Genomic DNA, 12,656 nt, shown 5'->3' with positions numbered 1-12,656 from the left:
CCCCCCGAAATAGGGGGGATAAAGGAGAGGGGGGAAGAGAAACGGAAGCGGGGTCTGGGCGCGGCGGCTCAGGGGGCCGACGCCCAACTACCACCGCTAGAACCTGCGGCGATCGCCGCTGTTCGAACCCGGGATCACGCGCACGATCCGTCCGTCCGGGTCGACGATGACGACGGGACCTCTCCAGATGTCGTCACCGTACGGAATCAGCCGGCCTGGATCGATGTCCCTCGCGGCGTCGGCGTCGGGAATCCGGTAAGGGTCGGCCACCGTCGTATCGACCGAGTAGCCGAGGTCCGCCAGCGACTGGATGGTAATCGCACTCAACGGACTGGAACCCCCTATCCTTACGCTGGGGGTCATGAGTTCCGTCCTCAGGACCGTTTCTCGCCAATGCGCGTTGCGCGATCCCGGGCCGCCCATGTTCTCCACCGGCACCTTGGCGCCTCGATATCCCGTGCCGCCCGCCTCGTCGAACGCTTCGATGGCCAGCGGGCCCGTGAAGTGAGTATCCGGGGCCTCCGTCTCCGAGGCCGGGTCGCGGAGCAGCCCCAGACGACTCCAGATCGTGCCGATCCCCAGCACGTGCCCCATTTCGTGAAGGACCACGTCCTCCAGGGTGCCGCGTCGCTCGAGCAATTCGAGGTCGGCCACGTCGAACTCCATGAGGCCATAGAAGGGCAACAGGGTCCCACTCCGCGCCCAGCACCAGCCGGCTTGTGCCAAGGTCCCACCCGGACCATCGATCTCGGCAACCGCCGCTATGATCATGAGGTCGTCGATCGTCTCCACATATCGCTCGAATCTCGGATCGTCATCGCAATCCAGGGTTCGGTTGACCCGCGCGTCGGGGAGTTCCGTCGGAGCCAGGACTGTCATCCAGCGCTCGGCCGCCCGCACGAAGGCCGCCCTCTGGGCCCGGGTCATGGAGGTGGCGAACACGAGTTCGATCTGGAATCGCTGTTCGGAGACGCTGACGCCGAACGAGGACGAGACGCTCAGGCCTCCCGGATCGCGTGCCGTCACCGTGACGGTCGCCATGCCCCCCGCGAGCGCGCTGACCACGACCGAACTGCCGGACACCTCGGCCCGGGCAACCCCGGCGTTCGATGAGGACGCGGTGTAGGAAAGGGCGTCCCCGTCCGGTTCGCGGAAATACGGAGACACATCCACCGTCGCCGTCTCGCCCGCGGACACAGCCTGCGCGGGAATCTCGCCTACCGCCTCGGGCGCCCGGTTCGCGACGGTCACCTGGAAGCGCTGCTGCGCGGCCAGACCCCGTGGATCGCGCGCCGTTACCGTAACGGTCGCCACGCCCCTCGCGAGCGAGGTGACCACAACGGAATCGCCCGACACCTCGGCGACGACGACCCCGGCGTTCGATGATGCCGCCGTGTACGAGAGTTCGTCCCCGTCCGGGTCGCTGAAGTACGGAGACATGTCCACCGCCGCCGTCTCCCCGGCGGACACGGTCCGAGCGGGGATCTCGCCCACCGCTTCCGGCGCCCGGTTCGGCACCGCCACCTGAACCGTCTGCTGCGCCGCACCGCCAGCAGGATCGCTTGCGTTCACCGTGACGGTCGCAACGCCCGAGGCTATGGCTCGAATCGTTACCGTCGCCGCCGCGACCGTGGCCGTCGCGACCTCGGCATTCGACGACATCGCCGTGTACGTGAGCGGGTCCCCGTCCGGGTCGCGGAAGTAGAGGGACGCGTCCACGGATGCCGCCTGGCCCGCGAACACTGTCTGGGCGGGGATCGCGTCCACCGCCTCGGGCACCCGGTTCGGCACCGTCAGCTGGAAACGCTGCTGCGCGGCCAGCCCCCGTGGATCGTGCGCCGTCACGGTGACGGTCACGACGCCTCTCGCGAGCGCGGTGATCACGACGGAACTGCCCGACACCGAGGCCTCGGCGACCCCGGCGTTCGATGACGCCGCCGTGTAGGAAAGGGTGTCGCCGTCAGGGTCGCTGAAATAGGAAGAGACGTCCACCGTGCCCGTTTCCCCGACCGACAGCGTCCGCTCGGGGATCGCTCCCACCGCCTCGGGCGCACGGTTCGGCACCGTCACCTGAACCGTCTGCCGCGCCGCGCCGCCATCCGGATCGCTCGCGCTCACCGTAACGACCGCAACGCCCGAGGCTACGGCTCGAATCGTTATCATCGCCGCCGCGACCGTGGCCGTCGCCACCTCGGGATTCGACGAGGTCGCCGTGTAGGTGAGCGGGTCGCCGTCCGGGTCACGAAAGTAGATGGACGCGTCCACCGATGCCGTCTGGCCCGCGAACACGGTCTGGGCGGGGATCGCGTCCACCGCCTCGGGCGCCCGGTTCGGCACCGTCAGCTGGAAACGCTGCTGCGCGGCCAGCCCCCGTGGATCGTGCGCCGTCACGGTGACGGTCACGACGCCTCTCGTGAGCGCGCTGACCACCACGGAACTGCCTGACACCGAAACTCCGGCGACTCCGGCGTTCGAAGAAGCCGCCGTGTAGGAGAGGGTGTCGCCGTCCGGGTCGCTGAAGTAGGACGATACGTTCACCATCGCCGTCTCCCCGACCGACAGCGTCTGCTCGGGGATCGTCCCCACCGCCTGCGGCTCCCGGTTCGGCACGATCACCTGAACCGTCTGCTGAGCCGCGCCCCCCTCCGGATCGCTCGCGCTCACCGTGATGGTCGCAACGCCCGAGGTCACGGCCCGGATCGTGATCGTCGCCGCGGCGACCGTGGCCGTCGCCACCTCGGGATTCGACGACACCGCCGTGTAGGTGAGCGGGTCGCCGTCCGGGTCACGAAAGTAGGCGGACGCGTCCACGGAAGCCGTCTGGCCCGCGAACACGGTCCGGGCGGGGATCGCGTCCGCCGCCTCCGGCGCCCGGTTCGGCACCGTCAGCTGGAAACGCTGCTGCGCGAGCAGACCCTGTGGATCGCGGGCCGTCACCGTGACGGTCACCGCGCCCCTGGCGAACGCGGTGACCACCACGGAACTGCCCGACACCGAAACTCCGGCGACTGCGGCGTTGGATGAAGCCGCCGTGTAGGAGAGGGCGTCGCCATCCGGGTCGCTGAAGTAGGACGACAGCTCCACCGTTGCCGCTTCCCCGACGGACAGCGTCTGCTCGGGGATCGTCCCTACCGCCTGCGGCGCCCGGTTTCGCACGGGAGTCGGACCGGTAACGTCCGGCTCCGCGTCTCCGCAGGCGGCGGCCCACACAACCGCGGCCGCCGCCAGTCCGTGAAGTCGCTTCCGCGACCCAACCCTCTGCAGCCGGGCTACGTCCTGGCTCCAGCTACAGAGGTGGCGTCAAAGTTCCGGCCTTAGCGTTCGTTCCTGTTTCTGCGGGTTCCGGCAGGGCTGTCCCGCCGGATCGGATTCCGAGCGGAAGCCTCAAGGGCGTCGCGCACGAGATCGATTCTTCGGGCGGCTCCCGCCCCGTCCGACATGTCCGCGCCGCTCTCCGTACCGGTCACGTCGATCCAATCGAAGAGCTGTGTTGAGCCGCCGTCGCCCACACCCGCCAACCAGATACTGCTCACCCTGCGCAGCGAATTGGGGGATGGGTCGCTAGTCGGCGTAAATCTCCAGAGTTCCGTGTCTCCCGCCGCCAGGAAGATCTCTTCGCCGTCCTTTCCGATCGTGAGGTCCGTGAACTCACCTGGTCCGTCCCGGACGGCGTCCGAGTCACCGCTCAGACTCCCGAAGAAGAACCACGTTGGCTCGGCCACGGTCGCGTCAAACTGGAGGAACCTGTAGTTGTCCTCATCGGCGGGCCCCAGGCTGACACCATAGGCAGGGAAATCATCGTCTTCCGTGAACCAATACACCCGCACCGTTCCGTCGTCTGCGGCTCGGCCCATCCTGACCCGGATCGTCCAGTCAGTCAGTATGGGGTCGACCTCGCGTTCCGCGATCCCCAACAGATAGGCGGTATTGTTGATCACGCGGAGAAGGCCATCCTCTATCTCGGCTTCGCCGTTGCTGATCTCCCAATCGTCCAGGCTGGCGTCCGAGTCGAAGTCATCCCGGAATCCGGTGCGGGCTTCGACCATCACGTCCGCGCTCTGGGTCGCGGTCAGGCCATCGGGATCGGCCGCCGTCACCGTCACCGTCGCGGATCCTTCCGCCACCGCCGTGACCGTCACGCTGCTTCCTTCGACGCCGACGGCGACCACGGCCGCGTCGCTCGACTCCGCCGTGTACGTCAGTTCGTCCCCGTCCGGGTCGCTGAAGAACGAAGACACATCCACCACCACTTCGTCGCCCTCGGTCATCGCCCGCGCCGGAATCGCCCCCACCGCCTCGGGCGCCTGGTGGCCGCCTCCACGGTCACCTCCGCGCTCTGCGCCGCGGTCAGGCCCTCCGGGTCGGCGGCCGTCACCGTCACCGTCGCCGTCCCCACCGACACCGCCGTCACCGTCAGGCTGCTGCCCTCGACGCTCGCGGCAACCACGGCCGCGTCGCTCGACTCCGCCGTGTAGGTCAGTTCGTCCCCGTCCGGATCGCTGAAGAATGGGGACACATCCACGACCACTTCGTCGCCCTCCGTCATCGCCCGCGCCGGAATCGCCCCCACCGCCTCGGGCGCCTGGTTGGGCGCCTCCACGGTCACCTCCGCGCTCTGCGCCGCGGTCAGGCCCTCCGGGTCCGCCGCCGTCACCGTCACCGTCGCCGTACCCACCGCCACCGCCGTTACCGTCAGGCTGCTGCCCTCCATGCCGGCGGTGACCGCGTCCGCGTCGCTCGACTCCGCCGTGTACGTCAGTTCCTCTCCTTCCGGGTCGCTGAAGAAGGAGGACACGTCCAGGGTCACGGCGTCGCCCTCGGTCATCGTCTGCGCGGGAATCGACCCCAGCGCCTCAGGCGCCTGGTTGGCCTGCCCGACGGCCACTGCCGCGCTCTGCGTCGCGGTCAGGCCCTCCGGGTCCGCCGCCGTAACCGTCACCGTCGCCGTACCCACCGCCACCGCCGTAACCGTCAGGCTGCTGCCCGACAGGCTGACGGCGACCACGGCCGCGTCGCTCGACTCCGCCGTGTACGTCAGTTCGTCCCCGTCCGGATCGCTGAAGAAGGAGGACACATCGACGGTCACTTCGTCGCCCTCGGTCAGCGACTGCGAGGGAATCGTCCCCACCGCCTCGGGCGCCTGGTTCGCCGCCTCGACCGTTACCTCGGCGCTCTGCGTCGCCATCAGGCCGCCCGGGTCGGCGGCCGTCACCGTCACCGTCGCCGTCCCCGCCACCACCGCCGTCACCGTCAGGCTGCTCCCCGACACGCTGACCGCAACCACGGCCGCGTCGCTCGACTCCGCCGTGTACGTCAGTTCGTCCCCGTCCGGGTCGCTGAAGAACGGAGTCACATCCACGGTCATTTCATCGCCGGCCGTCATCGCCTGCGGAGGAATCGCCCCCACGGCCTCAGGCGCCTGGTTCGCCGCCTCGACCGTCACCTCCGCGCTCTGCGTCGCCGTCAGGCCGTCCGGGTCGGCCGCCGTCACCGTCACCGTCGCCGTCCCCGCCGCCACCGCCGTCACCGTCAGGCTGCTCCCCGACACGCTGACCGCAACCACGGCCGCGTCGCTCGACTCCGCCGTGTACGTCAGCTCGTCCCCGTCCGGATCGCTGAAGAAGGAGGTCACATCCACGGTCACTTCGTCGCCGGCCGTCATCGCCTGCGGAGGAATCGCCCCCACGGCCTCCGGCGCCTGATTCGCCGCCTCGACCGTCACCTCCACGCTCTGCATAGCCGTCAGGCCGTCCGGGTCGGCCGCCGTCACCGTCACCGTCGCCGTCCCCGCCGCCACCGCCGTTGCCGTCAGGCTGCTCCCGGACATGCTCGCGGTCAGCACGTCCGCGTCGCTCGACTCGACCGTGTACGTCAGTTCGTCCCCGTCCGGATCGCTGAAGAAGGAAGACACGTCCACCGTCACCGTCTGGCCGGCCGTCATCGTCCGCGGAGGAATCGCCCCCACGGCCTCAGGCGCCTGGTTGGCCGCCTCCACCGTCACTCCCGCGCTCTGCGTCGCGGTGAGGCCGTCGGGGTCGGTCGCCGTCACCGTCACCGTCGCCGTCCCCGCCGCCACCGCCGTCACCGTCAGGTTGCTCCCCGACAGCGAGACAGACACCACGCCGTCGTCCGACGAGGTGGCGGTGTACGTCAGGGTCCCCCCATCCGGATCGCTGAAGAAGGGGGTCACATCCACCGTGACGGCCTGTCCCGCTGTGAGGACCTGCGCCGGGATCGAGCCGACCGCCACCGGTGCCACCGGTGGTGGTGGTGGCGGCGGGGGTGGCGGGTCCGTTGTCCCGTCTCCTCCGCACGAGGAAATCCCGCCGAGAAACACGAGCAGTAGCGACGCCGTCAACAGGTGTCGGTATCGACATTCCACAGCCCTCTGAAGCCTCGGCTTGATGGATGTTCGTATGCTCATGGTCGCTGTCTCCGTGTGGGAAGTCATTGGGCGGTCCCGGTTTCCCGACTTGGGTATAAATTCCCAAGATTTGAGACTAGTAGGCGAGGATGAGGGCTGCGCCTCCAAAACGGGGGGGCCGACGCAGCAGAGAGGCCTCAAAGCATCGTCCTCGCGAGCAAGCGCGCAGGAGGAGGCCGACCTACTACCTAACTCACCGGCTGCAGCGGAGTCTGGGCACGGCTGCTGGGGGCCGGCGCCCAGCTACATCCGCCAACTAACTATCCGTCTCGGGGGGAGCCCTCCAAGAGACCCTCGAAGGGGCGTTCCTCAGCCCCGTTGTCCGTGCAGACGGCGTAGTGCGTCTCGGCGGAGCCGTACATGGCGACGCCCGTCGTCTCTCCCCGTTTGTTGAGGAGGAAGAAGCGGACGTCGAAGTTCGGCAGGCCGCGGGCGTTGAGGAGTCTCCGCTCGATCGTGTTGGACTTGATCCGCTCGAGGGTCGCCATGCCGGCGTCGAGCGGGCTCATCCCCTGGCGCATGAACTCCACCGCGAGGAAGGACGAGAGATTGTAGAGGTTCGCCTCGCCCCGACCCGTCGAGCCGACCGCGCCGACGTCGTTGTCCACGTACAGCCCGGCACCGAGGATCGGCGAGTCGCCGGTGCGGCCGGGGATCTTCCACGAGAGCCCGCTCGTGGTGGTCACGCCGCAGATGTCGCCGTCCGCGTTCACCGCGTCGCAGTTCGTCGTGCCCCGGAACGAATGGGCCGGGATGAGTCCCTCGTCGACCATGGCGAGGCCGGCATCGAGGCGCTTGCGGGGGTCGAGCCAGTGGCCGGGGTCGACGCGGCGGCGCCATTCGAGCCATAGTGCGCGCGATTCGTCCGTATTGAGGTCTTCCTCGATCTCGAACCCCAGCTGGCGGGCGAACGCCTGCGCTCCGGCGCCGACGAGCAGATGGTGGTCGGTGAGTTCGGCGACCGCCTTCGCGACGAGCGAGGGAGTGCGAACGCCCTCGAGCGCGGCGACGCCTCCGGCCCAGCGACGGGGTCCGTGCATGCAGCAGGCGTCGAGTTGGACGACGCCGTCCGCGTTGGGGAGTCCGCCGTAGCCGATCCCCATTTCGGTGGGGTCGAGTTCGGGAATATTCACGCCCGCGATGAGGGCGTCGAGCACGTCCTCGCCCTCGGTGATCCCCCGGAAGGCGCGCTCGACGGAACTCTCGGGCCCGCCGTTCGTGAAGCGGATCCCGCTGAGGTCGGAGATGACGACCGGTCGCGTGGCCCGGGAGCGTTGGATGGCGGGCGCGCCGGAGCGGGAGGCTGCGCGCTCGGGGCGAGTTTCCGCGGCCAGAGCGGCGGGCGCGGCCACGGCGGCGAGGCCGGCCGCGGAGGTCCGAACGAAGTCTCGACGATCCATGCTCATGCTCTCATCCTCGCTTCACGGGGGGCGTGGCCCCACAACATACCATTTCCGAATGGTGGCTGGCCGGACCGAGTGTTATCATGATACACGACAGCAATAACATATAGACAACACAATGAGACTCCCGAGATGATTCGAACGCAGATTTCGGTGGACCGGGAACTCTACGAGCGGGCGAAGCAGGCGGCTCGGAGGGAGGGCATCTCGTTTGCCGAGTTGTGCAGGAGAAGTCTGGCCGAAACCCTCTCGAGGAAGCCCCGGCGCAAGCCCTGGATGGAATACGTGGGCATGTTCGATGGCCAGCCGCACGACAGCACGACGGTCGACGAGGTCCTCTACGGGCGCGCATCCCCCTGAAGGGTCGGAAGGTCTTCCTCGATACCGGGATTCTGATCGCGGCCCTCAACCGGCATGACCAGTACCACCGCCAGGCGCGCGCCCTGTTCGGCGGCCCCACCCCGCAGTGGCACACGTCCCTGTTTGTCTGGTCAGAGGCCTATTCGTGGTTCCTGCACCGCCACGGCGAGGAGCCAGCCCGGGGATGCCGCCGTTTCCTGGAAAACCTGGACGGTCTCGTCGTGCTGGAGGCGACCGTCCCTCTACACCATGAGACTCGCCGTCTGCTGGACCGCCTGCGGGGGGCGCGGCTGACCTATGTGGACGCTTCCAGCCTCGCCCTGATGGAACAGCATGACATCAGGACTGCGTGGGCCACGGACCATCACCTCGGCCTCACCGGGGCGGAGATCTTTCCCCGATCATGACCGGCATGGGTCCGCGCGCGATACGTTCCCGCGGGAACGTCGGCGTCGTCGGGAGAGTCGACGAGAGACTGGAGCGAACATGAGCATTCGGGTTTGCGTGGGCGGGGCGACCGGCTGGACAGGCGAGAGCATCGTCGCGGCTGTCCTGGCGTCGGAGGAGTTCGAACTCACGGGGGCAGTGACTCGGCAGGCCGCCGGTGATACCGTCGGGGTGGTCCGGATCGCCCCCGACGTGCGCGACGCGCTCGCGGCACCGACGGATGTCTACATCGACTACACGCACCCGACGGCCGTCTACGAGAACGTGATGGTCGCGATCGAAGCGGGAGTGGCCGCGGTCGTCGGAACGTCGGGGCTCACGACGCAGGACTACGCCGAGATCGACGAGGCGGCCCGCGAGCGCGGCGTCGGGGTGATCGCCGCGGGCAACTTCTCGATCACGGCGGCGCTGCTGAAGCACTTTTCCGGGATCGCGGCGCGGCATGTGCCGCACTGGGAGATCATCGACATGGCCTCGGCGGCCAAACCCGACGCCCCCAGCGGCACCGCGCAGGAACTGGCGGAGTTCCTGGGGACGGTCGCGGCAAACGAATTCGCGAGGCCGGTGGACGAGACCATCGGTTCACGGGAAGCGCGCGGGGCCACGATCGGGGGTGCGCAGGTACACTCCCTCCGGCTACCCAGCTACGTCATTTCCGTGGAATCGATCTTCGGGCTCCCCGGCGAACGGCTCACGATCCGGCACGACGCGGGGTCGAGCGCCGAACCCTACGTCGGCGGCACGCTCCTGGCCGCGCGACTGGCGCCGGAGCGGGTGGGACTCACGCAGGGACTCGACCGCCTGCTGTTCGACCCGCCGTCCTCCCCAGCCTGACAGCCGGGGCGGTGGCGAGGCCGGGACGTTCCCGCGGGAACGTCTCAGCCGCCCGGCCTGTTGGCGACGATCGCGATCCGGTCGCCCGCGGGACTCACCGCGAGGCGGGTGATACCCGCGACGCCGAGCGCGGAGAAGTCGGCGATCTCCGACCAGTCCGAGGACGGCGACCAGGCGTAGAGCTTCGATCCGTCACCCATCAGGATCTCGCCCTCGGGCGTCCAGGCGTAGTCTTCGCGGCCGGGCAGCGTTCGGGCGATCCGCTCTGACTCCGCCGTGCCGTCCGCCGGGTCGAAGCGCTCGATCCACCACTCCTCGTCCGAGACCTTGCGCACGAAGGAGATCTCCTCCGTCCCCGGAATCCGGTGGATGGACCGTCCCGGGCGCTCGGCGACGACGCCGATTTCGCCGGTGATCGCGTCGCCGACCTGGAGCGTGGGCGGGTTGCCGAGGATGAACATCGCGACGACGTGCTCGTTGGCCCACGCGTGGTAGCCAACGGGCTCGGCGGTGGCGAAGATCGGTCCGAGCGGTTCGCCGGACAGGTCGTAGCGCCACAGGTACTGCTTGCCCCGGATCTCGTGAATCGCGGAGAAGGCGTCCTGCCCCGGGATCTGGAGCGCCGAGAACTCGCTCACGTCGCTCGTCTGCGTCACGCGTTCCGACTCGCCGGGTGCCGAGAGCCGCATGATTTCGGTCTGCGTCCGGTCCACCGCCGATGTATGGAGGATCGCCGACCCGTCGAGCAGGAAACTCGGCTGGTTGTCGTAGCCGTCCCGATCCGTCCCCCGCCCCAGGTCGGGGACGGACAACGTGCCGCCGTCACGGACCAGCGCCGCCATCCAGATGTCTGTGGAGGGTGATCCCGCGGCCGTGGGCGTGTAGCCCTCGGGTACCGGCCCGATCTCGGGCATCGGTCCATCGGGAGGATCGGACGGGAATACGACCGACTCCGTGTCGCCGCTGGGCTGGGCGCCCGCCTCATCTCCCGGCGCACAGCCCGCTATCGTCGAAAGCGCGAACACACAGAACGCCACCGCCTTCGTCTGGATCATTCGTCACACCCTTTGTCGTTCCGTTATCGTCGTGAATGGTCGCTCGCACATTGTGCCTCTGGCGAGTCCCGCGGAAGAGCCGCGAGTGGCCGAAGACGTTCCCGCGGGAACGTCTGGCGGGGGCGGCTACCGCGGCAGGACGCCGAGGACAAGCCGCGAGGGGTGCTCGGCGGATCGATACACGATCTGGGTCGCGATCTCATAGTCCCCCGGCGACGCGCGGTACGTGTCCACGAACCTCTGCGGGTTGCGGTCGTAGGCCGGGAACCACGAACTCTGGACGTGGACCATGAGCCGGTGCCCGGCCTTGAAGGTGTGGAAGCGGTCCCTGAGATCGATCTCGATTCTCGTCACTTCCCCGGGCACCATCGGTTCGGGGTCCTCGAGGTCGTTCCGGAACCGCCCCCGCATGATCTCGCCGGCCAGGTGCATCTGGTATCCGCCCATGGGCACGTTGCAGTTGGCGCTGGGCGGGGCGTCGTCGGGATAGACGTCGATCAGTTTGACGATCCAGTCGGAGTCCGTCCCCGTCGTCGAGACGAAGACCTCGGCCCCGATCGGACCGGCGATCGTGAGGTCCTCCTCGAGGGGTTCGGACTGGTAGACGAGGACGTCGGGGCGCTCCGAGGCGAAGCGCTGGTCCTCGACCTTCCACAGATGGCCGAGTGTCGTGCGCTCCTCGGCCGAGAACGGCACGGGGTTGGCCGGATCGCTGACGTAGGTGTCGGCGGCGCTGTCCCCGGGCTGGGTCGGCGGCTCGAAGCTCAGCGTTCCGTCCGAACCCAGGTACAGACTCGTGGAGGTCCCGCCGGCCGGCGGCCATGAATCGTAGGCGCGCCATTCGTTCGATCCCGTGAGGAAGACGTTCGCCTCCGTCGCGTCCCAGGTGCCCTCGTCCTTCAGGTGATATTCGAAGAAGGGGAACTGGAACTCGCGCTGGAAGTGGAGCGAGGTCTTGGTATCGAAGGCGATGCAGCCGAGGAAGTCGCCGTCCATGCGGGCCCAGCCCCCGTGCAGCCACGGGCCGACGACGAGCGTGTTCTCGAGGCCGGGGTTCTCCGCCTCGACCGTCCGGTAGATGGACATCGGACCGTAGAAATCCTCGGTATCGAACCAGCCGGCCACGTTCAGCGTCGCGGGGCGGACGTCGTCCAGGTAGCGGAGGGCGTTCTGCCGCTGCCAGAACTCGTCGTAGTCGGGGTGCTCGATGAAGTCGCGCCACGCCGGCATGTCGCCGTGGAAGTAGAGTTCGTCCACCGTCGCGGCGGACCCGGCGTTGAGGAAGAAGTCGTATCCGGACGGCGTGCCGTAGTCGAAGCGGGCGCCGCGCGTCTCGGTGGGGCCGTCGCGGCGGCGGGCGTTCCCGGACAGCCAGGAGAAGGCGTACATGATCCGGAAGGCGCCGTTATGGTGCCAGTCGTCCCCGATGAACATGTCCGAGGGCGATGCCTGCGGCGACGCGGCGACGAGCGCCGGGTGCGCGTCCACCATCCCCATCACGGTCTGCCAGCCGGGGTAGGAGATCCCCCACTGCCCGACGCGGCCGTTGTGGTTCTCGACGTTCGCCAGCAGCCATTCGATCGCGTCGTAGTTGTCCGTGATCTCATCGGTGTCGGTCGGGCCGCGGGGTTCCGGCGCGGGGGGACGGATGACCTCGAACGCGCCCTCGGACCTGAACTGCCCGCGCACGTCCTGGAAGGTGAAGATATACCCGGCCCGGTCAAACTCCGTCGAAGGTCCGAGCGGGTTTCGGTACGCGCCGGGATCGTAGGGGCCGATGGAATACGGAGTGCGGAAGAGGAGGATGGGGTATTCCCGCGACGGATCCCGGGGGGCGTAGACGATCGTGTACAACTCGATGCCGTCGCGCATCGGGACCATGTGCTCGGACTTCTCGTAGTTCGCCTGGAGATAGTCGAGGTGCGCCGCCGCGACCGCCGCGGCCTCGGTCTGGGCGGCTTCGGCCTGCGCCGGGGGCGGCGCGGGCGGCACGTCGGCGGCATCCCCCTGCGGCCCGCACGCGACCATACACAGAGCGATCCCCGACAGCGCGGACGCCCGCCGCGCGAACGCCCGCGGCGTGAGCGCGAGGACAATCCCGAATCGACGGTCCGGCCGGTCCGATCGCTTCAT

Annotated in this window: 9 protein-coding genes; 3 read left to right on the top strand and 6 right to left on the bottom strand. The window is 68.6% G+C overall.

Annotation, left to right across the window (positions count from 1 at the left end; genetic code table 11):
- Positions 1-96: 96 nt before the first annotated feature.
- From ACPXY0_RS01860 to ACPXY0_RS01845, 4 genes are all read right to left on the bottom strand, one after another.
- The gene (locus ACPXY0_RS01860) at positions 97-3,156 is read right to left on the bottom strand and encodes an Ig-like domain-containing protein (RefSeq protein WP_423927927.1); all 3,060 of its coding nucleotides are present in this window, start codon (positions 3,154-3,156) and stop codon (positions 97-99) included.
- A 158-nt stretch (positions 3,157-3,314) separates the two neighbouring features.
- The gene (locus ACPXY0_RS01855) at positions 3,315-4,292 is read right to left on the bottom strand and encodes an Ig-like domain-containing protein (protein ID WP_423927925.1); all 978 of its coding nucleotides are present in this window, start codon (positions 4,290-4,292) and stop codon (positions 3,315-3,317) included.
- Positions 4,265-6,424, bottom strand: a complete 2,160-nt coding sequence (locus tag ACPXY0_RS01850) for an Ig-like domain-containing protein (RefSeq protein WP_423927923.1) — start codon at positions 6,422-6,424, stop codon at positions 4,265-4,267. The genes ACPXY0_RS01855 and ACPXY0_RS01850 overlap by 28 nt, the downstream gene beginning before the upstream one ends.
- A 260-nt stretch (positions 6,425-6,684) precedes the next feature.
- Positions 6,685-7,830, bottom strand: coding sequence for a N(4)-(beta-N-acetylglucosaminyl)-L-asparaginase (locus tag ACPXY0_RS01845; protein WP_423927921.1), 1,146 nt, complete (start codon positions 7,828-7,830; stop codon positions 6,685-6,687).
- Between the two features lie 129 nt (positions 7,831-7,959).
- Between ACPXY0_RS01845 and ACPXY0_RS01840 the strand changes: the two genes are divergently transcribed.
- The 3 genes from ACPXY0_RS01840 (at position 7,960) to dapB (ending at position 9,468) form a co-directional block, all read left to right on the top strand.
- On the top strand, positions 7,960-8,187 hold the full coding sequence (locus ACPXY0_RS01840; RefSeq protein ID WP_419943606.1) for a CopG family transcriptional regulator: 228 nt from the start codon (positions 7,960-7,962) through the stop codon (positions 8,185-8,187).
- Positions 8,100-8,594: a type II toxin-antitoxin system VapC family toxin gene (locus tag ACPXY0_RS01835; protein ID WP_423930539.1), complete on the top strand. Its 495-nt coding sequence runs from the start codon at positions 8,100-8,102 to the stop codon at positions 8,592-8,594. The genes ACPXY0_RS01840 and ACPXY0_RS01835 overlap by 88 nt, the downstream gene beginning before the upstream one ends.
- Positions 8,595-8,673: 79 nt before the next feature.
- The gene (dapB, locus tag ACPXY0_RS01830; RefSeq protein ID WP_423927919.1) at positions 8,674-9,468 is read left to right on the top strand and encodes a 4-hydroxy-tetrahydrodipicolinate reductase; all 795 of its coding nucleotides are present in this window, start codon (positions 8,674-8,676) and stop codon (positions 9,466-9,468) included.
- 44 nt (positions 9,469-9,512) lie between these two features.
- Here the strand turns inward: dapB and ACPXY0_RS01825 are convergent, their stop codons facing one another.
- Together ACPXY0_RS01825 and ACPXY0_RS01820 are read right to left on the bottom strand one after the other, a co-directional pair.
- Complete coding sequence (locus ACPXY0_RS01825; protein WP_423927917.1) at positions 9,513-10,523, bottom strand: hypothetical protein; 1,011 nt, start codon at positions 10,521-10,523, stop codon at positions 9,513-9,515.
- A 126-nt stretch (positions 10,524-10,649) separates the two neighbouring features.
- Positions 10,650-12,656: a CocE/NonD family hydrolase gene (locus ACPXY0_RS01820; RefSeq protein ID WP_423927915.1), complete on the bottom strand. Its 2,007-nt coding sequence runs from the start codon at positions 12,654-12,656 to the stop codon at positions 10,650-10,652.

Source organism: Candidatus Palauibacter sp. (genome assembly GCF_965237495.1).
Taxonomy (GTDB): Bacteria; Gemmatimonadota; Gemmatimonadetes; order Palauibacterales; family Palauibacteraceae; genus Palauibacter.
This window is presented reverse-complemented; position numbering and strand designations above follow the sequence as displayed.

Excerpts from the sequence above, each read along its gene's own strand:
- ACPXY0_RS01825 (WP_423927917.1), bottom strand. The coding sequence starts at position 10,523 with ATGATCCAGACGAAGGCGGTGGCGTTCTGTGTGTTCGCGCTTTCGACG.
- ACPXY0_RS01850 (WP_423927923.1), bottom strand. The coding sequence starts at position 6,424 with ATGAGCATACGAACATCCATCAAGCCGAGGCTTCAGAGGGCTGTGGAA.
- ACPXY0_RS01840 (WP_419943606.1), top strand. The coding sequence starts at position 7,960 with ATGATTCGAACGCAGATTTCGGTGGACCGGGAACTCTACGAGCGGGCG.
- ACPXY0_RS01820 (WP_423927915.1), bottom strand. The coding sequence starts at position 12,656 with ATGAAGCGATCGGACCGGCCGGACCGTCGATTCGGGATTGTCCTCGCG.
- ACPXY0_RS01845 (WP_423927921.1), bottom strand. The coding sequence starts at position 7,830 with ATGAGCATGGATCGTCGAGACTTCGTTCGGACCTCCGCGGCCGGCCTC.
- dapB (WP_423927919.1), top strand. The coding sequence starts at position 8,674 with ATGAGCATTCGGGTTTGCGTGGGCGGGGCGACCGGCTGGACAGGCGAG.